Genomic DNA, 26,444 nt, shown 5'->3' with positions numbered 1-26,444 from the left:
AGCCGGCATGATTTTCCACGCGCATCCCGGGGTCATCGACCTCGGCATCAATATCGATCACGTTGCCACGCTGCGCAATGCGCGCGGCACGGTCTATCCCGATCCGATCCAGGCCGCGCTGCAGGCCGAGGAAGCCGGCGCGGACCTGATCACGCTGCACCTGCGCGAGGATCGCCGCCACATCCGCGACGCCGACGTGCGCGCGCTCCGGCCCCGGCTGGCCACGCGCATGAACCTGGAATGCGCGATCACCGCCGAGATGCTCGACATCGCCTGCGAGATCAAGCCGCAGGACGTTTGCCTGGTGCCTGAGAAGCGCGAGGAAGTGACCACCGAAGGCGGGCTCGACGTGGCCGGCCACTTCGAGCAGGTCAGCGCCGCGTGCCGCCAACTGGCCGATGCCGGCATCCGCGTCTCGCTGTTCATCGACGCCGATGCCGACCAGATTGCCGCTGCGGCCGCCTGCAAGGCGCCCGTGATCGAGATCCATACCGGCGCCTACGCCGACGCCCACACGGCCGAGGCGCAGGAAGCCGAATTCCAGCGCGTGGCGCAGGGCGTCGCGGCGGGCCAGAAGCACGGGCTTGTCGTCAACGCCGGCCACGGCCTGCACTACACGAACGTGCAGCGCATTGCGGCGCTGCCCGGCATCCAGGAACTGAACATCGGCCACGCGGTGGTGGCCCACGCGGTCTTCGTCGGCTGGCAGAACGCCGTGCGCGAGATGAAGGCGATCATGGTCGCCGCCCGGCTGGGCACCCGCTATCCGGTGCCGGGGCAGGCCGCGTGATCTACGGCGTCGGCACCGACATCATCCAGATCGACCGCGTCCAGGGCGTGATGGACCGCACGCGCGGCCGCTTTGCCGAGAAGGTGCTCGGCCCCCGCGAACTGAAGGTCTACCACGCGCGCAAGGCCCGCTCGGAAAAGCGCGGCCTGGCGTTCCTGGCCACGCGCTTCGCCGCCAAGGAGGCGTTCTCCAAGGCCATCGGCCTGGGCATGCGCTGGCCGATGACGTGGCGGGCCATGGAGTTGCTGAACCTGCCGTCGGGCGAGCCCACGCCGCAATGCACGGGCGAGCTGGCCGACTGGGTGAGGGAACGCGGCCTGACCATCCGGGTCAGTGTCAGCGATGAACACGACTACGCGGTCGCCTTCGCGATCGCCGAGCGGACTGGCCAGCCCGGCCCGCTGCCTGAAACAGCCTCGAACTGAACGAACATGAACAAGAAATTGACCGGCAAGCACCCCGGCCCGGTGGTGCTCGACGTGGTAGGCAAGCAGCTCAACGCGGAAGATGAACGGCGCATCGCCCATCCGCTGACGGGCGGGGTGATCCTGTTCGCGCGCAACTTCGAATCGCGCGCCCAGCTGGTGGCCCTGACCCGCGCGATCCGCAACGTCCGCGACGACGTGCTGATCTGCATCGACCACGAAGGCGGCCGCGTGCAGCGCGCCAAAACCGACGGCTTCACGCACCTGCCGGCCATGGCCAAGCTGGGCCAGCTCTGGGACCGCGACGTGCTGCTGGCCACCAAGGCGGCCATCGCCTGCGGCTACGTGCTGGCCGCCGAACTGCGCGCCTGCGACATCGACCTGAGCTTCACGCCGGTGCTGGACCTGGATTTCGGGCGCAGCGGCGTGATTGGCGACCGCGCGTTCCATGCCGATCCGCGCGTGGTGACGATGCTGGCCAACCACCTGACGCACGGCCTGCTGCTGGCTGGCATGGCCAACTGCGGCAAGCACTTTCCGGGGCACGGCTACGTCGAGGCCGACTCGCACGTGGCCGTGCCGGTCGACGAGCGGACGCTCGACGAGATCCTGGCCCACGATGCCCGGCCGTACGACTGGATGGGCCAGGCGCTGGCATCGGTCATGCCGGCGCACGTGATCTACCCGAAGGTGGATCCAAATCCGGCCGGCTTTTCGCGGTTCTGGCTGCAGGACGTGCTGCGCACCCAGCTCGGCTTCGAGGGCGTGATCTTCAGCGACGACCTGAGCATGGAAGGGGCCAGCGTGGCCGGCAGCGTCACGCAGGGCGCCCGCGCCGCGCTGGATGCCGGCTGCGACATGGTCCTGATCTGCAACAACCCGGACAAGGCCGACCAGTTGCTGACGGAACTGGAGGCGTCGATGACCAAGACGTCGCAGCGGCGCATCCGCAAGCTGTTCGGCCGCCGCAAGCCGCTGGACTGGAACAAGCTCGTGCAGGAAGGCGAGTACCGCGCGGCGCTGCGCCTGCTGAAGGACCTGGACCTGATCGCCTGATCGCCTGACCAGCCGATCGGTTGGTGCCCCCGGGGCGCCGGAACGCAAAAAGGGCAGCCGAAGCTGCCCTTTTTCATCGCGTGGCGCCAGACTGCTTAGTTGGCGCGGCTGCGGTATTCGCCGGTACGCGTGTCGATTTCGATCTTGTCGCCGATGTTGCAGAACAGCGGCACTTGCAGTTCGAAGCCGGTGTTGATCTTGGCGCCCTTGAGCACCTTGCCCGACGACGTGTCGCCCTTGACGGCCGGTTCCGTGTAGATGATTTCGCGGACCAGCGTGGTCGGCATTTCCACCGAGATCGCCTTGTCGTTGTAGAACACCACTTCCACGGCCATGCCGTCTTCGAGGTAGTTCAGCGCGTCACCCATGCTGTCCTTCTCGACTTCGTACTGGTTGTATTCAGTGTCCATGAACACGTACATCGGGTCGGCGAAGTACGAGTAGGTGCATTCGCGGCGATCCAGCACCACCACTTCGAACTTGTCGTCGGCCTTGAAGACGGACTCGCCCGGGGCATCCGTCAGCAGGTTCTTGTACTTCATCTTCACCACGGCGGCGTTGCGGCCCGACTTGTTGTATTCGGCCTTCTGCACCACCATCGGGTCGGAACCGATCATGAACACGTTGCCGACGCGGAGTTCCTGTGCGATTTTCATCTGAACTGTCTTCCTGAAAAAAATGGTCCGGGGATCGATGGATGCCCCGGCAACCGGTATGGCGATGGCGCGCAGCCGGCAGCTTGTCTGGCCTGAAAACCTGGCCCGCCATTAGCTCTGAAATCAACCGGCTATTTTACCCGATTTTCACTGAAGTCCACGAGATTCGCCGCCAGGTCGCCCAAGTGCTGCAATTGCCGCTGCCAGCGCTCCACGCCGGCCGCCAGGGCCGGCAACTGCGCCTCGAAGCCTGCCCAGTCGGGCCGCGTGCCATACCCGTTCCATGCGTGGGAGAGGGCGGTGAGCGCCGCGGATGCCTCCGGCGCCACGCCGGCGCGGGCAAAGCGCGTCAGCCAGGCGTCGAGCTTGACGTGGTGCGCGTGGTCGTCCTGCGGGTAGATGTGCCAGACCATCGGCCGGCCGGCCCAGTGGGCGCGCACGCACGAGTCCTCGCCGCGCACGAAATTGACGTCGCAGGCCCAGAGCAGTTCGTCGTAGTGTTCCTGCCGCACGAACGGGATGCCGTGGATGGTCAGGCTGCCGCGGTGGTGCGTGGTGCCCGGCGTCAGCGGGGCGCCCAGCCATTCGGCCACCTGCGTGGCGGCCAGCCCCTGCGGGACGAAGCATTCGATCGGGGTCGGCCCGTCGCGCCATTGGTCCAGCAGCGCCGGCGCGGCCGGGTTGGCATAGGCGAAGAAGCTGATCCTGAGCGTGCCCGGCGTGGGCCGGACGCCCAGGCGGTGCCAGAGCGTGGCCTGCGCGGCCGGGCTGGTGCGGAACGCATCGCGCGACGCGCCGATCATCGATTCGCGCAGCAGGCCGCCCGTGCCACGCGCAAAGCCCGGGAAGAAGAAGTACTTTGTCAGCGGCAGCCGGGGGTGCGGCGACGCCATCGCATGGTGCTCGCTGACCCAGTCCTCGGCGCTCAGGTATTCCAGGTTGAGCCAGACGGGTTTGCGCGGCGCCGCCGCCATGGCGGCCAGGAACGGCTCGGGCAGGTGGCACGCAAAGGCTTCGATCACGGCATCGTGCGGCGCGGGTGCCGCAAACGGGGCGTCGGGCCGGGCGTCCCAGCGATGCACGTCGACGCCGGCCAGCCGCTGCTGCACGGCCTTCGGGTCGATCTCGGGCGCCAGCTTGGCGAAACTGCCAAGATCGTCGACCCAGAGCCGCACCGCGTGGCCGTGCTCCTGCGCCAGCTGGCGCGCGAGCCGCCAGCAGACGCCGATGTCGCCGAAGTTGTCGATGACGGTGCAGAAGATGTCCCAGGAACGAATTGGCATGGCGAAAATTGGCCTACGGCTCGGATGGCGGCCGCCCGCGCCAGAAAAGTCTCGCGGACGAATTGCTCTAAACTTGCGATTCTAGGCCAGCGCCCCGTGCCGGCGCACCGATATCCGTCCAATCGTCCCCCCGATGCCCGAGCAGGAACCCGTCTCCCCCGTCGATCCCGCGTTGCCCGCACCCGAAGCGCCGCCCGCGCCGGCCCCCGAGCCGCCGGACGTGCCCGACTTCGATCCACGCCCGATCCTGGCCCGCATGCCGGGGTTGCCCGGCGTCTACCGCTATTTCGATGCCGACGGCAACGTGCTCTACGTGGGCAAGGCGCGGGACCTGAAGAAGCGGGTGTCGAGCTATTTCACCAAGACGCAGCTGTCGCCGCGCATCGCGATGATGGTGGGCAAGATCGCGCGGATCGAGACCACGGTCGTGCGGACCGAGGCCGAGGCGCTGCTGCTTGAGAACAATCTGATCAAGGCGCTGGCGCCGCGCTACAACATCCTGTTCCGCGACGACAAGTCGTACCCGTTCCTGAAGCTGACCGGCCACAAGTTCCCGCGCATGGCCTACTACCGGGGCGCGACCGATCGCAAGCACCAGTACTTCGGCCCGTTTCCGAGCGCCCACGCGGTGCGCGAAAGCATGCAGATCCTGCAGAAGGTGTTCCAGCTGCGGACCTGCGAGGACACCGTGTTCAACAACCGCACGCGGCCGTGCCTGCTGCACCAGATCCACCGCTGCACGGCGCCATGCGTGGACGCGATTTCGGCGGACGACTACGCGCGCGACGTCGGCAACGCCGCCCGCTTTTTGCAGGGACGCGAGACCGAGGTACTGGAAGGGCTGCAGCAGAAGATGGAAGCCCACGCGGTGCAGTTACAGTTCGAGCAGGCGGCCGCCGTGCGCGACCAGATCTCGGCGCTGTCCACGGTGCTCAAGCGGCAGGCCGTGGAAGAAGTGGGCCAGGCGCGCGACATCGACGTGCTGGCCGTGGCGGTGCAGGGCGGCCGCGCGTGCGTGAACCTGGCGATGGTGCGCGGCGGCCGGCATCTGGGCGACAAGGCGTACTTCCCGGCCCATGCCGACGAGACGGCGATGATCGTCGAGGAAAGCGACGATACGGCGGAGGCTGCCGCCGAGCCCGTGGTCGACGCCGCCGGGGAGCCGCTTGCCGGATCGATGGCCGAGCCGGCTGCGGATCAGGTTGCCAATCTTGCGCCCGACGCAGCCCTGGCCGAAACCGGCCCGCTGTCCGTCGACCGGATCGCCATGCGCGTGCTGTCGGCCTTCATGATCCAGCACTACCTGGACCAGGCGCCGCCGCCGATCATCGTCGTCAGCCACTTGCCCGCCGATGGCGCCGTGGTGGAGGCGCTGTCGATGCAGGCCGGCCGCAAGGTGTCGCTGGTGCGCCAGCCGCAGGGCCAGCGCCGCGTGTGGCTGGAGATGGCCACGCAGGGCGCGGGCCTGGCTCTGGCGCGGCGGTTGTCCGAGCAGGGCAGCCAGGAGGCGCGCACCCGCGCGCTGGCCGAGACCATCGGCCTGGACATGGAAGACCTGGCGATGCTGCGCATCGAGTGCTTCGACATCAGCCATACGGCGGGCGAGGCGACCCAGGCGTCGTGCGTGGTGTTCCACCATCACGCGATGCAGAACAGCGAGTACCGCCGCTTCAATATCACCGACATCACGCCCGGCGACGACTACGCGGCCATGCGCCAGGTGCTGACGCGCCGCTACCAGAAGCTGGTGGAGCAGATCCAGGAGGACGGCGGCGACCCGAACGCCGAGGGCGCCGACGGCGTGCCGCGCATGCCGCGCGTGGTGCTGATCGACGGCGGCAAGGGGCAGGTGGAGGTGGCGCGGCAGGTGTTCGAGGAACTGGGGCTCGACATCGGCCTGCTGGTTGGCGTGGCCAAGGGCGAGGGCCGCAAGGTGGGCCTGGAGACGCTGATCTTTGCCGATGGCCGGCCGTCGCTGGAGCTGGGGCAGGGCAGCGCGGCGCTGATGCTGGTGGCGCAGATCCGCGACGAGGCGCACCGCTTTGCAATCACGGGCATGCGCGCCAAGCGGGCCAAGGCGCGCACGACGTCGCGGCTGGAGGAAATCGAGGGCGTGGGCGCGCGCCGCCGGCAGAAGCTGCTGACCCGCTTTGGCGGCCTGCGCGGTGTGATGGCGGCGAGCATCGACGAACTGGCCAGCGTCGAGGGCATCTCGCGCACACTGGCCGAGGAAATCTACCGCCAGCTCCACTGAGACGGGCGGCGCTGGCGGCCGACCCGCTGCCGGACGCCTTCCCACCCGAAATCTTCGGCTTCAGGCCGAAATCGGCGACAATCGCGCAATCTGCCCAGGCAACCACAACGAAGACGCCGCCGTCCGGCGCAAGACCGCTCCGCCCATGCCACTGAATATTCCCATCCTGCTGACCTGGCTTCGCGTGGCCATGATCCCGCTTGTCGTCGGGGTCTACTACCTGCCCGAGGCGTGGTTGCCGACGCATACCAAGAACGTGACCGCGGCGTCGTTCTTCATCATCGCCGCGGTGACGGACTGGCTCGATGGCTTTCTGGCGCGGCGCTGGAACCAGACCTCCGCCTTCGGCGCGTTCCTGGACCCGGTGGCCGACAAGCTCATGGTGACGGCCGCGCTGCTGTCGCTGCTGGCCCTGGGGCGCGTGGCGGACCTGATCGCGCTGGTCATCATCGGCCGGGAGATCACGATCTCGGCGCTGCGCGAATGGATGGCGCAGATCGGCGCGTCCCGGAGCGTGGCGGTCAACTTCCTGGGCAAGCTCAAGACCACGGTGCAGATGATCGCGATCCCGCTGCTGCTGTTCAACGATGCGCTGTTCGGGCTGGATGCGTCGGTGCTGGGCACCGTGATGATCTACGTGGCGGCCGTGCTCACGCTGTGGTCGATGTTCTATTACATGAAGCTCGCCTGGCCGCAGATCCGCGAGCGCAGCGACGCGCTGAGCGGAGCCCGCACGCAAAAGTGAAAATCGCTGCAAAAAGTTGTTGACGAGCCGGTTCGTCCTTTGCAATAATCTCGTTCTCGCTGCTGACGACGCAATCGAAAGCAGCAAGATAAGCGGTACTTAGCGCGAATTGCCAGCACGAAGCTGCGTAGTTAAAAGAAGTTGCGCGATAGTCTGCTTTTCGGTATGATGCAGGGCCCTGCGGGAGTAGCTCAGTTGGTAGAGCGCAACCTTGCCAAGGTTGAGGTCGCGAGTTCGAGACTCGTCTCCCGCTCCAGGTTAATGGCATCCGGTGACACGGCGATGTAGGTCGGGTCGGCGGATAGGCAGCGCAAGCTGCCGTAGCAGTAAAAGTTGTACGCGGGAGTAGCTCAGTTGGTAGAGCGCAACCTTGCCAAGGTTGAGGTCGCGAGTTCGAGACTCGTCTCCCGCTCCAATCCCAAAGGGAAGCGTCGCTTCCCTTTTTCATTAGCAGATTGGCAGGAAAATCCGGATCGGATGCCTGCTGCGGTGTCGGCAACCCCGACGACGCATGCGGCGAATCCGGATACAATCCAGCATCGTCACCTGGCGGGGTGGCAGAGTGGTTATGCAGCGGCCTGCAAAGCCGTGTACGCCGGTTCGATTCCGACCTCCGCCTCCAGTTGCAAGCAAACGGCGCCCGATGGGCGCCGTTTTGTTTTCCCGCACGCCGTTTCCTCTCGTCGTTCTACGAATTTGACGCCTGCTTTTCGGACTGTTCTCATCCGGGGCCGTGTGGGTCGCGTGTTACATTAACGCCATGCCGTACGCATCCGGGACGGCGCCTGGCGTGGCCATCGGCCACCTCGCGCAGTCGTATTCCGGTGCATTCCCTTGCCGTGGCGCATGACCGACCGTCGTGCGCCGATGGACTGCGGCGCCGCTTCCCGAATCACCCGAACCCATGCGCGACATGCGCCTGCCAGACCGTTGCCGGCCGCCGGCGGCGTGCAGCGCTGTGGAGCGACGGTGATGCCATCGTTCACCCATTCGCCAGAAAGGAACCCCAGACGCATGCAGCACGCCACCCCGCTCATCAGCACCATCGTCGGCGGCATTGTGCTGGCGTTCATCCTGGGAGCCATCGCCAACCGGTTTCGGCTGCCGCCGCTGATCGGCTACCTGTGCGCGGGCATCGCCGTGGGGCCGCATACGCCCGGCTATACGGCCGATCAGACGCTGGCGCCGGAACTGGCCGAACTGGGGGTGATCCTGCTGATGTTCGGCGTGGGCTTGCATTTCTCGGTCAAGGACCTGATGGCCGTGAAGAAGATCGCCATTCCGGGCGCCATCGTCCAGATCGGCATCGCCACGGTGCTCGGCATGCTGGTGGCGTGGGGCTTCGACTGGCACTGGGGGCAGGGGCTGGTCTACGGCCTGGCCCTGTCGGTAGCCAGTACCGTGGTGCTGCTGCGCGCGCTGCAGGAACGCGACCTGCTGGAGTCGCCGCAGGGCCGCATCGCCGTGGGCTGGCTGATCGTGGAAGACCTGGCGATGGTGCTGACGCTCGTGCTGCTGCCGGCGATGGCCAGCCTGCTGGGCGGCGCCGACGGCCAGGGCGCATCGGCGCCGACCACCAGCGAGGTGCTGATCGAGATCGTCGCCACGCTGGGCAAGGTCGTGGCGTTCGTCGCCGTGATGATGGTGATCGGCCGGCGGTTCATCCCGTGGATGCTCGAACGCATCGTCTGGACCGGCAGCCGCGAGCTGTTCCGGCTGGGCGTGCTGGCCACGGCGCTGGGCGTGGCGTTTGGCGCGTATTCGCTGTTCGGGGTCTCGTTCGCGCTCGGTGCGTTCTTCGCGGGCATGGTGCTGGCGGAATCGGAATTCAGCCATCGCGCCGCCGAGGAATCGCTGCCGCTGCGCGACGCGTTCGCGGTGCTGTTCTTCGTCTCGGTCGGAATGCTGTTCGATCCGATGGTGCTGGTCAACGACCCGTGGGGCGTGCTGGCGACGCTGCTGATCATCGTGGTTGGCAAATCGGTGGCGGCGCTCGGCATCGTCCGCATGTTCGGCCACAGCCCCCGCGTGGGACTGACGATTGCCGCGAGCCTGGCGCAGATCGGTGAGTTCTCGTTCATCCTGGCCAGCCTCGGCGTGTACCTGAACATCCTGCCCGAGCGCGGACAGGCGCTGATCCTGGCCGGCGCGCTGCTGTCGATCCTGCTCAACCCCGTGCTGTTCCATCTGCTCGACCGCTACTGCGCGCGGCACGATGGCAAGGCGCAGCGCGACGCTCAGCCGGCCTGAACCGGGGCGGCGCCGCGCAGGTATTCGGTGAACGCGAGCAGGCCCTGGGTGGGAAACTTGTCCTGATGGACGACCAGTTGCAGCGGGCGGATCACGCGCGGCAGGCCGGTGCGCAGCGCCACCAGCAGGCCCCGCTCGATCTCGTCGCGCACCACGTGTAGCGACAGGCAGCTCACCCCGAAGCCGCTCATCACGGCGCGCTTGATCGCCTCGGCATTGCCCAGCTCCAGCGCGAAGCGCAGGGCGCCGAGCGCCGGCACCAGCCGGGCCTCGATGATCTCGCGCGTGCCCGAACCCGGCTCCCGGACGATCCAGTCGGCATCGCGCAGCATGGTGTGCAGCGCGTCCGCCTGATCGGCCACGGCAGCCAGCGGATGGGACGGGCCGACGATGACCACCATCTCGTCGTCGCACCAGTGGACGCTTCGCAGGTCGCGCTCATGGCTGGTGCCCTCGATCAGCCCGATATCGACCTCGAATTTCATCAGGCTGTGCAGCACGTCCTGCGTATTGCCGATGCGCAGGTCCAGCGTGCACGGGCCGCTCTGGGCGTTGCGGAAGCCCGCCAGCAGCGCCGGCAGGATGTAGCTGCCGATCGTATTGCTGGCCGCGATCCGCAGTTGCACGCCACCTTCCGACGCAAACCGCTCCAGTTCATGCGCCTGGTCCAGCAGCGACAGCGCGCGCGGGAAGAACTGGCGGCCGGCCTCGTTGATGGCGAGGCGGCGGGCGACGCGGTCGAACAGGGCACCGTTCAGGGCACGTTCCAGTTCGGCCAGCGACGCGCTGACCGCGGACTGGGACATCGCCAGCGCTTCCGCGGCGGCCGTGGTGCTGCCGTGCTGGGCAACGGCGACGAATACCTGTAGCTGACGCAGGGTCAGGCGGAGCGGGCGTTGTTCCATGGGTCTATCGCTAAAACAGATAAGGCATAACGATATTACCCGTTTTACGGGTCATGTCCGGGTGCGTACGCTGCAAGGCATCGAACAATAACGCTGTCCTGCCATGTCCACGGCTCCTGCCCCGCACTCGATTCCCGTCGTCATCGCCCCTTCTACGCTTGTTTTGTGGCGTAAGCGGCTTCTGACCCTGCTGCCCCTGGGCGCGATTGCCTGGCTGGCGCAGGCGCTGGCCGATCATCCGGCCATCTCGCAGTACGGCCTGTCGGCGCTGACGCTGGCGATGGGGGCGGGCATGGTTGCCGCCAACACGATGCCCAGGCACTGGCTGACGCCGCTGGCGCCCGGCATGCAGGTGGCGCGCCATCATCTGCTGCGGCTTGGCGTGGCGTTGTACGGGCTGCGCCTGACGTTCGGCGCGATTGCGGCGCTGGGCGTAGGGGGTGTCGTGGTGCCGCTGCTGATGCTGGTGGCCACGCTGCTGTTCGGCATGTGGGTCGGGTCGTCGTTCTTCGGCCTGAGCCGGCGCGAAGCGATCCTCGTCAGCGCGGGCAGCGCGGTGTGCGGCGCGGCGGCGGCCATCGCCGTGTCGTCGGTCGTGCGGACCGATGATCGCCAGACTGCCGTGGCGGTGGCGACGGTCGTGCTGTTCGGCACCGTCGGCATGCTGCTGTACCCGTGGATCTACGAACTGGCGACGCAGCACTGGCACCTGCAGATCAGCCAGCGCGCGTTCGGCATCTTCACCGGCGCCACGCTGCACGAGGTGGCCCAGGTCATCGCGTCCGGCAAGATGGTTGGCGATGGCGCGGCCGATGCCGCCGTGGTGGCCAAGATGGTGCGCGTGCTGGCGCTCGGGCCGCTGCTGCTGGTGATGGCGCTGTGGCCGCGCACGAGCTGGTCGCAAGAGTCGGGTGGCACGCGCAACCTCAAGGCGCTGCTGCGCTCGGTACCGTGGTTCGCGGTGGGCTTTGTCGCGGTGATGGCGCTCAATTCGGCGGCGCTGGTGCCGGGTAGCTGGAAGCCGACGCTGATCGCCTTCGACAACTGGCTGCTGGCCTGCGCGATGCTCGCCATCGGCCTGCACACCCGCATCGGCGACCTGCTGCGCGCCGGCCGCAAGCCGCTGGCGCTGGCCGGGCTGCTGTTCGTGTTCCTGATGGGGGTGGGGGCGGCGCTGTGCGCGGTGCTCGTCTGACGCGTTGCCCGCGTTGTCGCTAGGGAGAGCGTTGGTGCGGCCGACGGGACTCGAACCCGTAAGCCCGTAAGAGCGGCAGATTTTAAGTCTGCTGAGTCTACCAATTTCTCCACGGCCGCACGGCAAGCCCGGTATTGTGGTGGCTTAGGCGGCAGGAAGCAAGCCGGATACATCGCCCAGCGTATGTGATCCCGCTGTTACCGGCGGTAACAATGTCGCGCCCTCCGTTTCACCTCGGAATTCATGACCTCGTACAATTACGAGTAACAGGAATCCTCCTAACTCAAAGAGGCACGATCATGAAACGTTGGTTGTTCGCAGCATTTGGTGTGGCCGCCGCGCTGGCGTCTGGCGCCGCCATGGCGCGTGTGAACGTCGACGTGGCGATCGGTGTTCCGGGCGTCGTGGTGGGGGGTCCCGCCTACTATCCGCCGGCACCCGCTTACTACGCACCGCCCCCGCCGGTGGTCGTGGCGCCGGCCCCGGTCTACTACGGCCCGCCGCCGGTGGTGGTTCGCCCGGCTCCGGTCTATTACGGCGCGCCCCGCTACTACGGTGGTGGCCCCCGCTACTACTACGGTCCGGGCTGGCGCGGCCGCGGTGGCTACTACGGTCCTCCGGGACACGGTCATGGTTACGGCCACGGCCACGGTCATCGCCACTGAGCCTCTCGCAGATCATCGAAAAGCCCCGGCAACGGGGCTTTTTCTTTGGCAGGCGTTGGGGCAGTCGGGCGCCCATCTGACTCGCCGTGGGCGGTGCTTGTGCGATTAGGTTCCCGCCTAGCACGGAGGCTCAAAGTTTTTGATGCGTCCGCTCAAGCCATCTGGATTTTCCCCTAGGGGTTTCCCCCTAAACTCCCTGATGTGACGTCGCTCCCACAGCCACCGCATGCAACGACGGCTGATGGCGCGGCGCCCGTCGTCCAATCGAACAAGGGGATTTTCATGGCCATCCAACAACGTCTGGCAATTGCCGCCGCCATCGGCGCGCTTGCCGCGCTCTCGACCTCCGCCTTTGCCGCGCCGGTCAAATATGACATCTACAGCGGCGGTCAGCGCGCCGTCGACAGCCGCGACGTCTACACGGACGGTGCCCGCGTCACCGGATCGCGCGACGTGTATTCGGATGGCGCGCGCGTGACCGACCGCCGCGACGCCTTCTCGGACGGCGCCTGATCCCACGCGCGTCGCCGCCATCGGCATACCAAGGCCCGCGTGCACGCGGGCCTTGTCGTTCGTGGCGCCGGTGCAGGCCGCGCCCCGAGCGTCAAGCCATCGCAAGGTGAAGCAGTTTCAACTCCGGCGGGCCGGCATCGGGCGATATACTGCAGCCTCAACCCTGAACGATGGAGAGAGGTATGCAGCAAAAGACCGTACTGACGGCTGACGACGTGAAGAAGGTGCTGGTCGCCGCCGAGGCAGAGGCCAAGGCCAACAACTGGGCTGTCACGATTGTCGTCGTCGACGACGGTGGTCATCCGCTCGGCATGCTGCGCCTGGATGGCGTGGCCACGATCTCGGCCTATATCGCCACGGAGAAGGCGCGTACGGCGTCGCTGGGCCGCCGCGAGTCCAAGATCTACGAGGACATGATCAACAACGGCCGCTACTCGTTCATGACGGCCCCGCTGCTGCAAGGCATGCTCGAAGGTGGCGTGCCCATCGTCGTGAACAACCAGGTGGTGGGTGCCGTGGGCGTTTCGGGCGTCAAGTCGACCGAAGACGCGCAGATCGCCCGCGCCGGTATCGCCGCCCTGGGTATCTGATAACGCCGCGGCCCCGTGCCGCGAGCGGGCAGTAAAAAGCCCCGCAGGCGCAACGCCTGCGGGGCGGAATAAAAAGATGGCATGGCTGGCATCGGCCAGTCAGGCAAGGGGTCTGGAATGCTTGCCTGACTGGGGTATCCGATCGTCTGGCTACTGCCCAACACCCGTTGTCGACGGGTGGTCCCCACAAAAGTCTGTACAGGTCCTGCGCGTGGCCCGGACGGCGATCACTTGGTCAGGATCAGCTTGCCGTAGCGCGTGACGCGCAGCGTGTAGACCTCGCCGTTATGCAGGATCGGCAGCGTCGTGGCGCCTTGCATGATGGCTTCCAGCGGCACGGCTTGCGGATCGACCGGATTGTTCGGCGTCTGGCGCATCAGCGCTTCCAGGCGCGCGGGCAGGGCGGCGACCGCCGACTTGACCGATTCCAGCGCCGACGACGCCGTGGACGATGCCGTCGGCATCGCGGCCGCCGACTCGCGGCGCGCCTGCGGGGCAACCTCCACGCGGCGCAGGGACAGGCGGCGGCGCGTGACTTCACGCGGTTGCGACATCGGCAGGCTCAGGGTGCTCATGGTCTTCTCCGTTCGAAGTGTGCCGTCAGGACGGGACACGGGATAGCGGGTCGGGGTTCGCCGTGGCGAACCAGCAGTGAAAGAATCTTAAATGAGAACCGTTATCATTACAAGCGACTTCGCGCGAAGTTACATCTGTGACGCGGCTGTGGCATGACGCGCGTGAATCGGACAACTGCGCTACCCGCGAATCCAACAAAAAAGGCACCCGAGGGTGCCTTTTCCGATTGTGGAGCCTGCCAGCTCAGCGCTTGGGCTCGGTGATGAAGCCGATCTTGCCTAGGCCGCCATGCTGCGCCGCGGCCATGACTTCGGCCACGCGCTCGTAGCGGACGTCACGATCGGCGCGCAGGTGCAGCTCGGGCTGCGGCTGCTGCTGTGCCGCTGCCGCGATGCGCTGCTCCAGCTGGGCCGGATCCACTTCTTCCTGGTTCCAGAACACCTTGCCCTGCGCATCGACGGAGACGTTGATGTTCTGCGGCTTGGTGTCGTTGGGCTGGTTCGTTGCACGTGGCAGGTCGATCTTGACCGCGTGGTTGATGACGGGAATCGTGATGATGAAGATGATCAGCAGCACCAGCATGACGTCGACCAGCGGCGTCATGTTGATTTCGCTCATCACCTCGTCATCGTCTCCGTCCAGGGTGCCGAATGCCATGATGCTTTCCTTTGGGCGCTACGAATCCGCGCTCAGTTCTTGACGGCCAGGCGCATCGACGCATCGTCGGTGGCGCGGGCCGCGGAGGTCGGACGCACGCGGGCGCCGGTGACAAAGTAGGCGTGCAGGTCGTGCGCAAAGCGGTTCAGCTTGCTGATCACGCCCTTGTTGCCGCGGCTCAGGGCGTTGTAGCCCAGCACGGCGGGGATGGCGACGGCCAGGCCGAAGGCGGTCATGATCAGCGCCTCGCCCACCGGGCCGGCCACCTTGTTGATCGTCGGCACGCCCGAGGCGCCAATGCCGATCAGCGCGTGGTAGATGCCCCACACGGTGCCGAACAGGCCCACGAACGGCGCGGTGGAACCCACCGACGCCAGGATGGCCAGGCCCGACTGCATGCGCGCCACGGCCTCGTCGATCGAGCTCTTGAGCGAGCGGGTCAGCCAGTCAGAGATGTCCAGCGCGTCATGCAGCTGCGGCTGGCTGGCGCGGTGGTGCTGGGCGGCTTCCTTGCCGGTCACGGCCAGCGTGCGGAACGGGTTGGCTTCGCTGGCGCCCAGCGTGTCCAGCGCGTGATCGAAGTCGTCCGAGTGCCAGAAGCGCTTCTCGGCGCCGTGCGCCATCTTCTTGAGGCGGACCAGATCCCACGCCTTGGTGAGAATCACGATCCACGACAGCAGCGACATGATCAGCAGAATGATGGCGGTCGCGCGCATGACGAAATCGCCTTGCGACCAGAGGTGGGAGAGTCCGAGGTCCTGCATGGTGGTTCCTGAAAGGGTCAGTGTTTAGGGTATCGGAAAAATCCGGGGAATCAGTTCAACTCGAATTTGATCGGCTGCTGCGCGGTGGCGGCCACGGCGCGCCCGTTCTCGACGTACGGCTTGCAGCGGATGGCCTTGGCGGCGATCAGCGCGGCGTCGTCAAGGCGGTCCGAGCCGCTGGACTTCGACACGACGGCCTTGATGACCTGGCCCTTGTCGTCGAAATTCAGGCGGATGATCGCGGTGCCGGTCTCGCCCATGCGCTGCGACTGCCGGGGATAGACCGGCGCCGGCTGCGAGCAGGCCATCTCGCCGATGCCCACGGCGCGCGGTGCCGAGTTCATCGCCACGGGCGGCGGGGCGGGCGGCTCCGGTGCCGGCGGGGCAGGCGGAGCGGGCGGCGCCTCGATGGCCGTCGGGGTCGGCGGCAGCGTGGCCACCGGGGCCGGCGTGGGCTGCGGCTTCGGCGGCGTCGGGCGCGGCGTCACGACCTTGACCTGCTTGGGCGGCGTGGGCTGTGGCTTGGGTGGTTCCGGAGCAGGCGGCTCGGGCTTGGGCTGTTCCATGGGAATGATGCGGGCCATGATCTCGGGAGCGATGACGGCCTCTGTCAGCTTGCGGGCCAGCCCGCTCTGGATCAGGTACAGCAGTCCGGCATGGAACAGCAGGACGGCGATGGTGATCTTGAAAAATCGTTGATCGAACATGAGAGGAACAACAGGTGCTCGCCTTGCGGCGCAATCACTTGCGGTAGAAGAGGATCAGCGAGATGCCACATCCGACCAGCAGGCTCAATAGCAATTCCATGATGATAACGCTCCAGAGAAACACAGCCGTTGGGTAACCGGTTACAGGGGGAGCGCCACTCTTGGGCAGCGTATCAGCGCGATAGTATAAACGATAATGATTCTTATTTGTTGCGCATTGTGCAATGCGTGACGGTATTCTGCGCCCGCTTCATTGCGCGTCGCGCAGCAATTCGGGGGCCGATGTCGGGCCTGCGCTACGTGTCCGATGCCGCGCCGCGGCGTGCCGCCGATGCCCCACTTCCGGAAAACCGCGCTACGATTAACAGGAATCCCCAGTTAGCGGCAGACACGGCACAGGCCAGGCGCTTCCCCGCGGTCCGGACGCGCACCATGGCCCTGTGCGAAGGGAACCAGCCATGGATTTCACCCGTTTTGCTGAAGACGACCGCACGATGGACGACCGCAGCACGCTGCTGCGCGCGTCGCCCGGGGCGGTGGGCACCTCGGCGCTCGACTGGATGTGCGCCCAGTTCGCCCTGCGCGTGGTGTGCGCGCTCGGGCCGCGCTTCAACCTGCGCAGCAACATCAACGATGTGCTGACCGTCAGCGCGCAGGAGATGGTGTGGCCGTACGGCGTGGTGCTGCGCGTGCAGCGCTTCCTGTCCGCGCGGTGCGCCGACATGCCGGCGTGGAAGGGCGCGTCCCGCCTGTCGCCCGAGGAATTCCTGGAGCGCCACGGCCAGTGGAACAGTGCCTTCGACGAAAGCGCGCTGTTTTACTACCTCGACGAGTACGTGAAGCACCACGCGAAGGACATGTTCGCGGTGTTCGCCGCGTCGTCGGCCGCCATCGCGGCGCGGCTCGATGGCGAGCGCGTGCTGCTGGTGCGCAACATCGACATGCTGAGCCACGTGCTGAACCTGCCCGAGCACGAGCGCAAGCTGCTGCTCTATGCGGCGCTGGCCAAGTACAAGCGCGACCTGCGCGCGGTGATGGTCGACTGCAAGGTCGCGCACAGCCAGGAGGCGTTCCAGATCCTGTCCGGGCTGACCGGGGCATCGCCGGCCGACATTGCCGCGTCGCTGCGGCCAGGCTCGCGGCTGGAAACGCTGAACCTGATCGAGCAGCCGCTGCCCGAGAACAGCGTCACCGACCTGGGCGACCTGATGCGCCTGTCCGACCGCCTGCTGCACGTGCTGCTGGGCAACTACGCGAGCGAAGCCGAGATGATGGCCGTCTTCACCCGGCCGGCCGCGCCGCCCACGCTGGGCACCAGCGACTATCCCCATGTGGAAACCGACGCGCGCTACCTCACCGCGCTGCTTGGCAACGCCACGCGGCAGAATGCGTCGGGCGTGAACGTGCTGATCTACGGCCCGCCGGGCACCGGCAAGACCGAATTCGCGCGGCTGGTGGCGCGCGAGGCCGGCTGCGAGCTGTACGAGGTGGACTGCTTCGACCGTGACGGCAACAGCCTGTCCGGCAAGGATCGATACCGTTCGTTGCAGGTGTCGCAGGCATTCCTGCGCGGGCGTCCGCGCACGGCGCTGCTGTTCGACGAGGTGGAGGACGTCTTTCCGGGCAGCGCGCGCGAGCTGATGAGCCTGTTCGGCCAGGAAGACACGCGCGCGTCGGTCAATGGCAAGGCGTGGGTCAATCAGACGCTGGAGCAGAACCCGGTGCCGGTGATCTGGATCTCGAACTCGATCAGGCAGATCGACCCGGCCTACCTGCGGCGCTTCCAGTTCCACCTGGAACTGAAGATCCCGCCGCCGCAGGTGCGCGAGAACATCATCCGCAAGCACCTTGGCAGCCTGGCGGTCAGCGATGCGTTCATCGCCACGCTGGCGGCGCGCAAGACGCTGACGCCGGCGCAGGTCCAGTCGGCGGCGCGCTTTGTGGAACTGGCGCGGCCCGACGTCGACGAGCCCGTGGAGGCGCTGATCGTGCGCCAGCTGGAGCATGCCGACCGGGCGATGGGGCTGCGGCCCGAGGCCGAGGCGCGGCCGGTGGTCACACGCTACCGGCTGGACAACCTGCACCTGGAGACGCGCTACGCGGTGGAAAAGATCGTGCAGGCGCTGGGCGCCCGGCAGCGCGGCACGCTGTGTTTCTACGGGCCGCCCGGCACGGGCAAGACGGCGCTGGCCGAGCATATCGCCGCCGCGCTGGACCTGCCGCTGATGATCCGCCGCGCGTCGGACCTGATGAGCAAGTACGTCGGCGAGACCGAGCAACAGATTGCGACGATGTTCGCGCGCGCGGAGGAAGACGGCGCCGTGCTGCTGCTCGACGAGGCCGACAGCTTCATGCAGAGCCGCCAGCAGGCCGTGCGCAACTACGAGGTATCGGAAGTCAACGAGATGCTGCAGGGCATGGAGCGCTTCAACGGCATCTTCATCTGCACGACGAACCTGTTCGACCGGCTCGACGAAGCCGCACTACGTCGCTTTTCCTTCAAGATCCGCTTCCTGGCGCTCAAGCCGTCGCAGCGCGTGGCGATGTTTGTCGACGAGGCGCTCGGTGGCGACGCCGGGCGGATGACCGACGCAATCCGCCGCGACCTGGACGCCATGGACTGCCTCACGCCTGGCGATTTTGCGACGGTCAAGCGCCAGTCCGTCGTGCTGGGCGAGGCGCTGACGCCGGACGAATTCCTGGCTCAGCTCCGTCAGGAGCACGCGGTCAAGCCCGAGGTGCGGCAGCACCGCACGGTCGGCTTCACGCAGTAGCCGTTTCCTTATATTTGCGGGGTGACGCCGGTCAGGCGCCGATGGCTGGCGCCGGTTCGATCGCGACGGTTTCCGCGCGCGCATCCACCTGCAGCAGCGCGGCGGCCATGTCGTGCAGGTGCCGGGCGTCCTTGGTCGACAGATAGCGGATCTCGGGCGCTCCATCGGGACTGGCCGCCAGGCCGAATTCGTCGAGCTTGCGCGCCAGCTGGCGGGCGATGGCCAGCCCGGTGTCGATCAGCGCCAGGCGGTCGCCGACCATGTCGCGGATCGTCCCGGACAGGAACGGGTAGTGGGTGCAGCCCAGCACGAGCGTGTCGGCGCCCGCGTCGAGCATCGGTGTCAGGTAGGCGTCGAGCTTCTCGCGGATGGCCGGGCCCGAGACGTTGCCCTGTTCGATCAGCGCCACCAGGCCATGGCCGGCCGTGCAGAGGTAGCGGCTTTCCGGCGCCAGCGTGGCCAGCAGCCGGTTGAACTTGGCGCTCTTGAGCGTGTTGGCCGTGGCCAGGACGCCCACCACCTTGCTGCGGCTCGACGCCGCCGCCGGCTTGAGCCCCGGTTCCACGCCGATGATCGGCACCGGCAGCCGCTCGCGCAGCGTCTGCACCGCGTGCATCGTGGCCGTGTTGCAGGCGATCACCAGCGCCTTGCAGCCCTGCGCCACCAGCCATTCGCAGACCTGGAGCGTGCGGGCCTCGACAAACGCTTCGGGTTTGTCGCCGTACGGCGCGTAGCGGGAATCGGCCAGATAGACCAGCGGCTCGTGTGGCAGCATGGCGCGCACTTCGCGCAGCACGGACAGGCCGCCAAGGCCGGAGTCGAAGACGCCGATGGGGGAGGGATTCACAGGCAGGCGTGCCAAGAGGAAGGAAGCCCCTCCCGCCGGGCGGAAGGGGCCAGTACCGCAAAATACGTCAGGCTCAGGCGGCGGCGACCGGAATCTTGCCGATCTTGGCCTGCCATTCCGCCGGGCCGGTCTTGTGGACCGAGGTACCCGAACTGTCCACGGCCACCGTCACCGGCATGTCCTTGACGTCGAACTCGTAGATTGCTTCCATGCCCAGGTCTTCGAAGGCCAGCACCTTGGCGCCACGGATGGCCTTGGAGACCAGGTAGGCGGCGCCGCCCACGGCCATCAGGTAGGCCGACTTGTGCTTCTGGATCGATTCGATCGCCACCGGGCCGCGCTCGGCCTTGCCGATCATCGCGATCAGGCCGGTCTGCGACAGCATGGTCTCGGTGAACTTGTCCATGCGGGTCGCCGTGGTGGGGCCGGCCGGGCCGACCACCTCGTCGCGCACCGGATCGACCGGGCCGACGTAGTAGATCACGCGGTTCGTGAAGTCGATCGGCAACTGCTCGCCCTTGGCCAGCATGTCGGCGATGCGCTTGTGCGCGGCGTCGCGGCCGGTCAGCATCTTGCCGTTCAGCAGCAGCGTCTGGCCCGGCTTCCACGAAGCCACTTCCTCGGGCGTCAGCGTGTTCAGGTCCACGCGCTTCGACGTCTCGGTGTTCGGCGCCCACTCCACCTTCGGCCAGGCGTTCAGGTCCGGCGCTTCCAGCTTGGCCGGGCCGCTGCCGTCCAGCGTGAAGTGGACGTGGCGCGTGGCGGCGCAGTTCGGGATCATCGCCACGGGCTTGGACGCGGCGTGCGTCGGCGCGGCCATGATCTTGACGTCCAGCACGGTGGCCAGGCCGCCCAGGCCCTGGGCGCCGATGCCGAGCGCGTTGACCTTCTCGAACAGCTCGACGCGCATTTCCTCGATCCAGTCGCGCGGGCCGCGCGCGATGATGTCCTGGATGTCGATGTGTTCCATCAGCGATTCCTTGGCCATCACCATCGCCTTCTCGGCGGTGCCGCCAATGCCGATGCCGAGCATGCCCGGCGGGCACCAGCCAGCGCCCATCGTCGGCACGGTCTTGAGCACCCAGTCGACGATCGAGTCCGACGGGTTCAGCATCACGAACTTCGACTTGTTCTCGGAGCCGCCGCCCTTGGCCGCCACCTGGATGTCCACGGTGTTGCCCGGCACCACCTCGTAGTGGATCACGGCCGGCGTGTTGTCCTTGGCGTTCTTGCGGGCGCCTTCGGGCGGGTTGACGATCGACGCGCGCAGCACGTTGTCCGGATGCGTGTAGCCGCGGCGCACCCCCTCGTTGATCATGTCCGACAGGCCCATCGTGGCGCCGTCCCAGCGCACGTCCATGCCCACCTTGACGAAGATCGTGACGATGCCGGTGTCCTGGCACAGCGGGCGCTTGCCTTCGGCGCACATGCGGCTGTTCGTCAGGATCTGGGCAATCGCATCCTTGGCGGCCGGACTCTGCTCCAGCTCATAGGCACGGCCCAGGCTGGTGATGTAGTCCATCGGGTGGTAATAGCTGATGTACTGCAGCGAGTCGGCGACGCTCTGGATGAGGTCTTCTTGCTTGATGACTGTCATTTTGTGGGGGAGGGCAGCGGTGAAACACAGCCCGGGATGATACACCGTGGCGGGGGCGGCCGTACGCGGTGCATACAGCCGTCGACAGCTTTGGTCGGGTATTCGGAAGGGTGCCGGGTGTGGCGTGAGCATCACCCGGCGCAGGCGGCAAGGTCAGTGTGCCTGCTGCGTCGCACCATCGGTGCCGGGCGCGCCATGTCCGGGGGCCGGATGGGGATGGGTCACCATCCGGTCCACCCAGGCCATGGCCAGCGCCGATGCCAGGAATGCCACGTGGATGATGACCTGCCACATGATCGTGTGCGAGCTGCGCTGCTCGGCGTCGATGAAGGTCTTGAGCAGGTGGATCGACGAGATGCCGATCAGCGCCATCGACAGCTTGACCTTGAGCACGCCGGCATTGACGTGGTCCAGCCACTCGGGCTCGTCCGGGTGGTTGTCGATGCCCAGCCGCGACACAAAGGTCTCGTAGCCGCCGACGATCACCATGATGAGCAGGTTCGAGATCATCACCACGTCGATCAGCCCCAGCACCACCAGCATGATCTTGGTCTCGTCGTAGGTGGTGACGTGCGACAGCAGGTGCCAGACCTCGACCAGGAAGTGGTAGACGTAGACGCCCTGCGCGACGATCAGGCCGAGGTACAGCGGCAGCTGCAGCCAGCGCGAGGCAAAGATGATGCGGGGAATCGGACGTAGCGGAGTGTATTGGGCCATGGGCGGTGCCAGAAACGGATGTAAATGTCGCCAGACAATCGAAACGGGGCTCGATTGTACCGTGCGTACGTTCAGGTATTTGCGTCCGCCGCATGTGGCTGTGCTAACTTAGTAGAGCCGACTGCACTTGTGCCCCCAGTCTCCCGCGCCCCCACCGAAGCCGTTGCATTGCAGCATGCGCGCCGTCGATACGCGGCCGTGACGCCGGACCCCCGGCTGCGCGGCCCCGTCCGACCGTCAGGTCCTCGTAAGGCGCCGGGCGTACCTTGCACGCAAAGCAGTCAAAGCCAAACAGGAGACAACCCATGTCCGCCATCGAGTCGGTGATGCAGGAGCATCGCGTTTTCAATCCCCCCGAGGCGTTCGCGAAGAACGCCGCGATCCCGAGCATGGAGGCGTACAACGCCCTGTGCGCCGAGGCCGAGAAAGACTACGAGGGGTTCTGGGCGCGCCACGCCCGCGAGCTGCTGCACTGGCACAAGCCGTTCACGAAGGTGCTCGACGAGAGCAACGCGCCGTTCTACAAGTGGTTCGAGGACGGCCAGCTCAATGCCTCGTACAACTGTCTCGAACGCAACATCGAGAAGGGGAATGGCGACAAGACCGCCATCGTCTTCGAAGCCGACGACGGCACGGTCTCGCGCGTGAGCTACAAGGACCTGCTGGCCAGGGTCAGCCGCTTTGCCAACGGGCTGAAGGCGCTGGGAATCAGGAAAGGCGACCGCGTGGTCATCTACATGCCGATGTCCGTCGAGGGCGTGGTGGCGATGCAGGCCTGCGCCCGGATCGGCGCCACCCACTCGGTGGTGTTCGGCGGGTTTTCGGCCAAGTCGCTGCAGGAGCGGCTGGTGGACGTGGGCGCCGTGGCGCTGATCACGGCCGACGAACAGATGCGCGGCGGCAAGGCGCTGCCGCTCAAGGCCATTGCCGACGAGGCGCTGGCGCTGGGCGGCTGCGAGGCCGTCAAGCACGTGGTGGTCTATCGCCGCACCGGCGGCAAGGTCGGCTGGACCGAAGGCCGCGACCGCTACATGGAGGACGTCTCGGCCGGCCAGCCCGACCAGTGCGACGCCGAACCGGTGGACGCCGAGCATCCGCTGTTCGTGCTCTACACGTCCGGCTCCACGGGCAAGCCCAAGGGCGTGCAGCACAGCACCGGCGGCTACCTGCTGTGGGCGCTGATGACCATGCGCTGGACCTTCGACCTGAAGCCCGAGGACATGTTCTGGTGCACGGCCGACATCGGCTGGGTCACCGGCCACACCTACATCGCCTATGGCCCGCTGGCCGCCGGCGCCACGCAGGTGGTGTTCGAGGGCGTGCCCACCTACCCGAACGCGGGACGCTTCTGGGAGATGATCCAGCGCCACAAGGTCAGCATCTTCTACACGGCGCCCACCGCCATCCGCTCGCTGATCAAGGCCGCCGAGGCCGACGAGAAGATCCACCCGAAGCAGTACGACCTGTCGAGCCTGCGCCTGCTGGGCACCGTGGGCGAGCCGATCAACCCCGAGGCGTGGATGTGGTACTACCGGAACATCGGCAACGAGCGCTGCCCGATCGTCGACACGTTCTGGCAGACCGAAACCGGCGGCCACGTGATCACGCCGCTGCCGGGCGCCACGCCGCTGGTGCCGGGGTCGTGCACGCTGCCGCTGCCGGGCATCATGGCGGCCATCGTCGATGAAACCGGCCAGGACGTGCCCAATGGCAGCGGCGGCATCCTGGTGATCAAGCGCCCGTGGCCGTCGATGATCCGCACCATCTGGGGCGACCCGGAGCGCTTCAAGAAGAGCTACTTTCCCGACGAACTGGGCGGCCGGCTGTACCTGGCCGGCGACGGCTCGATCCGCGACAAGGACACGGGCTACTTCACGATCATGGGCCGCATCGACGACGTGCTGAACGTGTCGGGCCACCGCATGGGCACGATGGAGATCGAGTCGGCGCTGGTGTCGAACCCGATCGTGGCCGAGGCCGCCGTGGTGGGCCGCCCCGACGACACCACGGGCGAGGCGATCTGCGCGTTCGTGGTGCTCAAGCGCTCGCGCCCGACCGGCGACGAGGCCGCCAGGATTGCCACCGAGCTGCGCAACTGGGTGGGCAAGGAGATCGGCCCGATCGCCAAGCCCAAGGACATCCGCTTTGGCGACAACCTGCCCAAGACGCGCTCGGGCAAGATCATGCGCCGCCTGCTGCGGTCGCTGGCCAAGGGCGAGGAAATCACGCAGGACACCTCGACGCTGGAGAACCCGGCCATCCTGGACCAGTTGAAGCAGGGCCTGTAATCGCCATTTCATGCCCGCTACCGGCTGGCGTGATCCCCGTTGTGCCCGCCCCGGCGCCCGCCGGCGCGGGCACAATGCATTGATCGACCCCCTCTGCCTCTGTCCCTGATGCCAGACACCCAGTCGCGCTTCCGCCGCAGGCTGATGCTGTACTACGGCCTGTTCACGCTCGGCCTGTTCGGCTTCGTCGGCATGATGGGGCTGCTTGAACATTCCAACGCCGACGCGCTGTGGCTCGGCTACGTCTTCCTGTTCGTCACGATCGCGATCTACGCCTGCATCGGGCTGATCTGCCGCACGTCGGACCTCAACGAGTACTACGTGGCCGGCCGCCGCGTGCCGGCCATGTTCAACGGCATGGCCATCGCGGCGGACTGGATGAGCGCGGCGTCGTTCATCGGCCTGGCCGGCATCATCTTTGCCTCGGGCTACGAGGGGCTGGCCTACGTGATGGGATGGACCGGCGGCTACTGCCTGGTGGCCTTCCTGCTGGCGCCGTACCTGCGCAAGTACGGCGGCTACACGATTCCAGATTTCCTGGCCGCCCGCTATGGCAACGGCAAGCCGGGCGGCAACCTGCCCGTGCGGGCCATCGCCGTGCTGGCCGCGTCGCTGTGTTCGTTCGTCTACCTGGTGGCGCAGATCCAGGGCGTGGGGCTGATCGTCACGCGCTTCATCGGCGTGGAGTTTGCGGTCGGCGTGTTCTTCGGGCTGGCCGGCATCCTGGTCTGCTCGTTCCTGGGCGGCATGCGCGCGGTCACGTGGACCCAGGTGGCGCAGTACATCATGCTGATCGTCGCCTTCCTGCTGGCGGTGTCGCTGATTGCCTGGAAGCACCATCAGCAGGTGGTGCCGCAGGTGGGTTATGGCGGCCTGCTGCAGCGGATCGACGCCGAGGAGAAGCGGCTGGACCGCGACCCGGCCGAGCAGCAGGTGCGGGCGCTGTTCCGGCAGCAGGCCATCGACCTGCAGGACCGCATCGCGCGGCTGCCGGCGTCGTTCAACGAGGAACGGCAGGTGCTGGATGCCCGGCTGATCGAACTGCGCGCCCGCAACGCGCCGCTGCGCGAGATCAAGGCCGTGGAGCGCGAGCGGCAGGCCTTTCCGGCGGACGCCGCCGACGCGCTGCAGCAGTGGAGCCAGCAGCGGGCCGAGGCCCTGGCGCGCAGCCAGCCGGCCACGCCGTCGACCGAACCGTACCCGGCCGCGTCCGAGCAGGAACGCAAGACCCGCCGGCTCAACTTCGTGCTGCTGGTGTTCTGCCTGATGGTCGGCACGGCGAGCCTGCCGCACATCCTGACGCGGCTGTACACGACGCCGTCGGTCAAGGAGACCCGCAACTCGGTGGCCTGGGCCGTGTTCTGCATCGCGCTGCTCTACGTGTCGGCGCCCACGCTGGCGGCGCTGGTCAAGGTCGAGTTCTTCCAGCACCTGGTGGGCACGCCGTACGCGGAACTGCCGCAGTGGGTGGTGCAGTGGCGCAAGGTCGATCCGCCGGTGTTCGGCATCCGCGACGTCAACGGCGACGGTATCGTCCAGTGGGCCGAGATCCTGATCCAGCCCGACATGATCGTGCTGGCCGCGCCCGAGATTGCCGGGTTGCCGTACGTGATATCGGGGCTGGTGGCCGCCGGCGCGCTGGCCGCCGCGCTGTCCACGGCGGACGGGCTGCTGCTGACGATCGCCAACGCGTTGTCGCACGACGTCTACTACCACATGATCGACCGGCAGGCGTCGCACCAGCGGCGCGTGACGACGGCCAAGGTGGTGCTGCTGGGCGTGGCGCTGTTTGCGTCGTACGTCACGTCGCTGCGGCCGGGCAACATCCTGTTCCTGGTGGGCGCGGCGTTCTCGCTGGCCGCGTCCAGCTTCTTCCCGGTGCTGGTGCTGGCGATCTTCTGGCGCCGCACCACGGCGGCGGGCGCCGTCGCGGGCATGGCGACGGGGCTGGGGGTGGCGGTCTATTACATCTTTGTTAATTACCCGTTCTTCACCCGCATGACCGGCATCTTCGGCGACCGATGGTTCGGCGTGGACCCGATTGCATCGGGCGCCTTCGGCGTGCCGGCCGGGTTTGCGGCGGCCATCCTGGTCAGCCTGGTCACGCCGCGCAACGCGCCGGTCATCGACCGGCTGGTCAACTACCTGCGCAAGGGGTAGGGCGCCGCGCGCATCCATACGGACGTTTGG

Annotated in this window: 23 protein-coding genes and 4 tRNA genes; 16 read left to right on the top strand and 11 right to left on the bottom strand. The window is 67.0% G+C overall.

Going from position 1 to position 26,444, the window contains the following annotated elements:
• Positions 1-7: 7 nt before the first annotated feature.
• From pdxJ to nagZ, 3 genes are read left to right on the top strand one after another with little or no spacing between them, the layout of a single operon-like run.
• Positions 8-790, top strand: coding sequence for a pyridoxine 5'-phosphate synthase (pdxJ, locus tag EPAKOI_RS10595; RefSeq protein ID WP_124683824.1), 783 nt, complete (start codon positions 8-10; stop codon positions 788-790).
• Positions 787-1,215 (top strand): holo-ACP synthase, encoded by a 429-nt coding sequence (acpS, locus tag EPAKOI_RS10590; protein ID WP_124683825.1) that lies wholly within the window; start codon positions 787-789, stop codon positions 1,213-1,215. Before pdxJ ends, acpS begins: the two co-directional genes overlap by 4 nt.
• A gap of 6 nt (positions 1,216-1,221) precedes the next feature.
• Positions 1,222-2,271, top strand: a complete 1,050-nt coding sequence (gene nagZ, locus EPAKOI_RS10585) for a beta-N-acetylhexosaminidase (protein WP_423192174.1) — start codon at positions 1,222-1,224, stop codon at positions 2,269-2,271.
• 95 nt (positions 2,272-2,366) lie between these two features.
• On the opposite strand, the gene efp is transcribed toward nagZ, so the two are convergent.
• Positions 2,367-2,927 carry an elongation factor P gene (efp, locus tag EPAKOI_RS10580; protein WP_124683827.1) on the bottom strand — a complete coding sequence of 187 codons (561 nt, stop codon included), beginning with the start codon at positions 2,925-2,927 and terminating at the stop codon, positions 2,367-2,369.
• 131 nt (positions 2,928-3,058) lie between these two features.
• Entirely contained in the window at positions 3,059-4,210 is a 1,152-nt protein-coding gene (gene earP, locus EPAKOI_RS10575) for an elongation factor P maturation arginine rhamnosyltransferase EarP (RefSeq protein ID WP_423192173.1), read from the bottom strand.
• Between the two features lie 133 nt (positions 4,211-4,343).
• On the opposite strand from earP, the gene uvrC reads away from it, so the two are divergent.
• The 6 genes from uvrC (at position 4,344) to ybaL (ending at position 9,459) form a co-directional block, all read left to right on the top strand.
• A complete protein-coding gene (uvrC, locus tag EPAKOI_RS10570) occupies positions 4,344-6,464 on the top strand; it encodes an excinuclease ABC subunit UvrC (protein ID WP_423192172.1) in 2,121 nt (706 codons plus the stop codon).
• A gap of 145 nt (positions 6,465-6,609) precedes the next feature.
• Complete coding sequence (gene pgsA, locus EPAKOI_RS10565) at positions 6,610-7,209, top strand: CDP-diacylglycerol--glycerol-3-phosphate 3-phosphatidyltransferase (protein WP_124683830.1); 600 nt, start codon at positions 6,610-6,612, stop codon at positions 7,207-7,209.
• Positions 7,210-7,389: 180 nt separating this feature from the next.
• Positions 7,390-7,465: transfer RNA gene (locus EPAKOI_RS10560), tRNA-Gly, on the top strand.
• 83 nt (positions 7,466-7,548) lie between these two features.
• Positions 7,549-7,624 (top strand) — tRNA-Gly (locus tag EPAKOI_RS10555).
• 133 nt (positions 7,625-7,757) lie between these two features.
• Positions 7,758-7,831 (top strand) — tRNA-Cys (locus tag EPAKOI_RS10550).
• Between the two features lie 392 nt (positions 7,832-8,223).
• Positions 8,224-9,459, top strand: coding sequence for a YbaL family putative K(+) efflux transporter (ybaL, locus tag EPAKOI_RS10545; RefSeq protein ID WP_423192171.1), 1,236 nt, complete (start codon positions 8,224-8,226; stop codon positions 9,457-9,459).
• Here the strand turns inward: ybaL and EPAKOI_RS10540 are convergent.
• The gene (locus EPAKOI_RS10540; protein WP_124683832.1) at positions 9,447-10,364 is read right to left on the bottom strand and encodes a LysR family transcriptional regulator; all 918 of its coding nucleotides are present in this window, start codon (positions 10,362-10,364) and stop codon (positions 9,447-9,449) included. The two genes, ybaL and EPAKOI_RS10540, sit on opposite strands and share 13 nt — an antisense overlap.
• 103 nt (positions 10,365-10,467) lie before the next feature.
• On the opposite strand from EPAKOI_RS10540, the gene EPAKOI_RS10535 reads away from it, so the two are divergent.
• Entirely contained in the window at positions 10,468-11,559 is a 1,092-nt protein-coding gene (locus EPAKOI_RS10535; RefSeq protein WP_124683833.1) for a YeiH family protein, read from the top strand.
• 32 nt (positions 11,560-11,591) lie between these two features.
• Here the strand turns inward: EPAKOI_RS10535 and EPAKOI_RS10530 are convergent.
• Positions 11,592-11,678 (bottom strand) — tRNA-Leu (locus tag EPAKOI_RS10530).
• 180 nt (positions 11,679-11,858) lie between these two features.
• Between EPAKOI_RS10530 and EPAKOI_RS10525 the strand changes: the two genes are divergently transcribed.
• The 3 genes from EPAKOI_RS10525 to EPAKOI_RS10515 all read left to right on the top strand — a co-directional run bounded on the left by EPAKOI_RS10525 (position 11,859) and on the right by EPAKOI_RS10515 (position 13,327).
• Complete coding sequence (locus tag EPAKOI_RS10525; RefSeq protein WP_124683834.1) at positions 11,859-12,224, top strand: hypothetical protein; 366 nt, start codon at positions 11,859-11,861, stop codon at positions 12,222-12,224.
• 282 nt (positions 12,225-12,506) lie between these two features.
• Positions 12,507-12,737 (top strand): hypothetical protein, encoded by a 231-nt coding sequence (locus tag EPAKOI_RS10520; RefSeq protein WP_124683835.1) that lies wholly within the window; start codon positions 12,507-12,509, stop codon positions 12,735-12,737.
• 182 nt (positions 12,738-12,919) lie between these two features.
• A complete protein-coding gene (locus tag EPAKOI_RS10515) occupies positions 12,920-13,327 on the top strand; it encodes a heme-binding protein (protein ID WP_124683836.1) in 408 nt (135 codons plus the stop codon).
• A 227-nt stretch (positions 13,328-13,554) separates the two neighbouring features.
• Here EPAKOI_RS10515 and EPAKOI_RS10510 read toward each other — a convergent pair whose 3' ends face one another.
• The 4 genes from EPAKOI_RS10510 to EPAKOI_RS10495 all read right to left on the bottom strand — a co-directional run bounded on the left by EPAKOI_RS10510 (position 13,555) and on the right by EPAKOI_RS10495 (position 16,031).
• The gene (locus tag EPAKOI_RS10510) at positions 13,555-13,902 is read right to left on the bottom strand and encodes a hemin uptake protein HemP (protein WP_124683837.1); all 348 of its coding nucleotides are present in this window, start codon (positions 13,900-13,902) and stop codon (positions 13,555-13,557) included.
• Positions 13,903-14,146: 244 nt separating this feature from the next.
• Positions 14,147-14,560 carry an ExbD/TolR family protein gene (locus EPAKOI_RS10505; RefSeq protein ID WP_124683838.1) on the bottom strand — a complete coding sequence of 138 codons (414 nt, stop codon included), beginning with the start codon at positions 14,558-14,560 and terminating at the stop codon, positions 14,147-14,149.
• Between the two features lie 32 nt (positions 14,561-14,592).
• The gene (locus EPAKOI_RS10500) at positions 14,593-15,324 is read right to left on the bottom strand and encodes a MotA/TolQ/ExbB proton channel family protein (RefSeq protein ID WP_423192170.1); all 732 of its coding nucleotides are present in this window, start codon (positions 15,322-15,324) and stop codon (positions 14,593-14,595) included.
• A gap of 50 nt (positions 15,325-15,374) precedes the next feature.
• Positions 15,375-16,031, bottom strand: a complete 657-nt coding sequence (locus EPAKOI_RS10495) for an energy transducer TonB (protein ID WP_423192169.1) — start codon at positions 16,029-16,031, stop codon at positions 15,375-15,377.
• 458 nt (positions 16,032-16,489) lie between these two features.
• Here EPAKOI_RS10495 and EPAKOI_RS10490 point away from each other — a divergent pair, with 458 nt between their 5' ends.
• Entirely contained in the window at positions 16,490-18,805 is a 2,316-nt protein-coding gene (locus EPAKOI_RS10490) for an AAA family ATPase (RefSeq protein ID WP_423192168.1), read from the top strand.
• Positions 18,806-18,836: 31 nt separating this feature from the next.
• On the opposite strand, the gene murI is transcribed toward EPAKOI_RS10490, so the two are convergent.
• The 3 genes from murI to EPAKOI_RS10475 all read right to left on the bottom strand — a co-directional run bounded on the left by murI (position 18,837) and on the right by EPAKOI_RS10475 (position 21,966).
• A complete protein-coding gene (gene murI, locus EPAKOI_RS10485) occupies positions 18,837-19,652 on the bottom strand; it encodes a glutamate racemase (protein WP_423192167.1) in 816 nt (271 codons plus the stop codon).
• Between the two features lie 73 nt (positions 19,653-19,725).
• Positions 19,726-21,249 carry a fumarate hydratase gene (locus tag EPAKOI_RS10480; protein ID WP_423192166.1) on the bottom strand — a complete coding sequence of 508 codons (1,524 nt, stop codon included), beginning with the start codon at positions 21,247-21,249 and terminating at the stop codon, positions 19,726-19,728.
• Positions 21,250-21,402: 153 nt separating this feature from the next.
• Positions 21,403-21,966 (bottom strand): TIGR00645 family protein, encoded by a 564-nt coding sequence (locus EPAKOI_RS10475; protein ID WP_124683844.1) that lies wholly within the window; start codon positions 21,964-21,966, stop codon positions 21,403-21,405.
• A 305-nt stretch (positions 21,967-22,271) separates the two neighbouring features.
• Between EPAKOI_RS10475 and acs the strand changes: the two genes are divergently transcribed.
• The gene (acs, locus tag EPAKOI_RS10470; RefSeq protein ID WP_423192165.1) at positions 22,272-24,254 is read left to right on the top strand and encodes an acetate--CoA ligase; all 1,983 of its coding nucleotides are present in this window, start codon (positions 22,272-22,274) and stop codon (positions 24,252-24,254) included.
• Between the two features lie 108 nt (positions 24,255-24,362).
• Positions 24,363-26,414 carry a VC_2705 family sodium/solute symporter gene (locus tag EPAKOI_RS10465; RefSeq protein WP_423192164.1) on the top strand — a complete coding sequence of 684 codons (2,052 nt, stop codon included), beginning with the start codon at positions 24,363-24,365 and terminating at the stop codon, positions 26,412-26,414.
• The last annotated feature ends 30 nt before the right edge of the window (positions 26,415-26,444 follow it).

Source organism: Cupriavidus sp. H18C2 (genome assembly GCF_049393795.1).
Taxonomy (GTDB): domain Bacteria; phylum Pseudomonadota; class Gammaproteobacteria; order Burkholderiales; family Burkholderiaceae; genus Cupriavidus; species Cupriavidus pauculus_C.
The sequence above is the reverse complement of the archived record's forward strand: the minus strand, read 5'-3'. Positions and strand labels throughout refer to the sequence as shown.

Coding starts and splice junctions, on each gene's coding strand:
- pdxJ (WP_124683824.1), top strand. CDS start 8: ATGATTTTCCACGCGCATCCCGGGGTCATCGACCTCGGCATCAATATC.
- nagZ (WP_423192174.1), top strand. CDS start 1,222: ATGAACAAGAAATTGACCGGCAAGCACCCCGGCCCGGTGGTGCTCGAC.
- efp (WP_124683827.1), bottom strand. CDS start 2,927: ATGAAAATCGCACAGGAACTCCGCGTCGGCAACGTGTTCATGATCGGT.
- earP (WP_423192173.1), bottom strand. CDS start 4,210: ATGCCAATTCGTTCCTGGGACATCTTCTGCACCGTCATCGACAACTTC.
- uvrC (WP_423192172.1), top strand. CDS start 4,344: ATGCCCGAGCAGGAACCCGTCTCCCCCGTCGATCCCGCGTTGCCCGCA.
- pgsA (WP_124683830.1), top strand. CDS start 6,610: ATGCCACTGAATATTCCCATCCTGCTGACCTGGCTTCGCGTGGCCATG.
- ybaL (WP_423192171.1), top strand. CDS start 8,224: ATGCAGCACGCCACCCCGCTCATCAGCACCATCGTCGGCGGCATTGTG.
- EPAKOI_RS10540 (WP_124683832.1), bottom strand. CDS start 10,364: ATGGAACAACGCCCGCTCCGCCTGACCCTGCGTCAGCTACAGGTATTC.
- EPAKOI_RS10535 (WP_124683833.1), top strand. CDS start 10,468: ATGTCCACGGCTCCTGCCCCGCACTCGATTCCCGTCGTCATCGCCCCT.
- EPAKOI_RS10525 (WP_124683834.1), top strand. CDS start 11,859: ATGAAACGTTGGTTGTTCGCAGCATTTGGTGTGGCCGCCGCGCTGGCG.
- EPAKOI_RS10520 (WP_124683835.1), top strand. CDS start 12,507: ATGGCCATCCAACAACGTCTGGCAATTGCCGCCGCCATCGGCGCGCTT.
- EPAKOI_RS10515 (WP_124683836.1), top strand. CDS start 12,920: ATGCAGCAAAAGACCGTACTGACGGCTGACGACGTGAAGAAGGTGCTG.
- EPAKOI_RS10510 (WP_124683837.1), bottom strand. CDS start 13,902: ATGAGCACCCTGAGCCTGCCGATGTCGCAACCGCGTGAAGTCACGCGC.
- EPAKOI_RS10505 (WP_124683838.1), bottom strand. CDS start 14,560: ATGGCATTCGGCACCCTGGACGGAGACGATGACGAGGTGATGAGCGAA.
- EPAKOI_RS10500 (WP_423192170.1), bottom strand. CDS start 15,324: ATGCAGGACCTCGGACTCTCCCACCTCTGGTCGCAAGGCGATTTCGTC.
- EPAKOI_RS10495 (WP_423192169.1), bottom strand. CDS start 16,031: ATGTTCGATCAACGATTTTTCAAGATCACCATCGCCGTCCTGCTGTTC.
- EPAKOI_RS10490 (WP_423192168.1), top strand. CDS start 16,490: ATGGATTTCACCCGTTTTGCTGAAGACGACCGCACGATGGACGACCGC.
- EPAKOI_RS10480 (WP_423192166.1), bottom strand. CDS start 21,249: ATGACAGTCATCAAGCAAGAAGACCTCATCCAGAGCGTCGCCGACTCG.
- EPAKOI_RS10475 (WP_124683844.1), bottom strand. CDS start 21,966: ATGGCCCAATACACTCCGCTACGTCCGATTCCCCGCATCATCTTTGCC.
- acs (WP_423192165.1), top strand. CDS start 22,272: ATGTCCGCCATCGAGTCGGTGATGCAGGAGCATCGCGTTTTCAATCCC.
- EPAKOI_RS10465 (WP_423192164.1), top strand. CDS start 24,363: ATGCCAGACACCCAGTCGCGCTTCCGCCGCAGGCTGATGCTGTACTAC.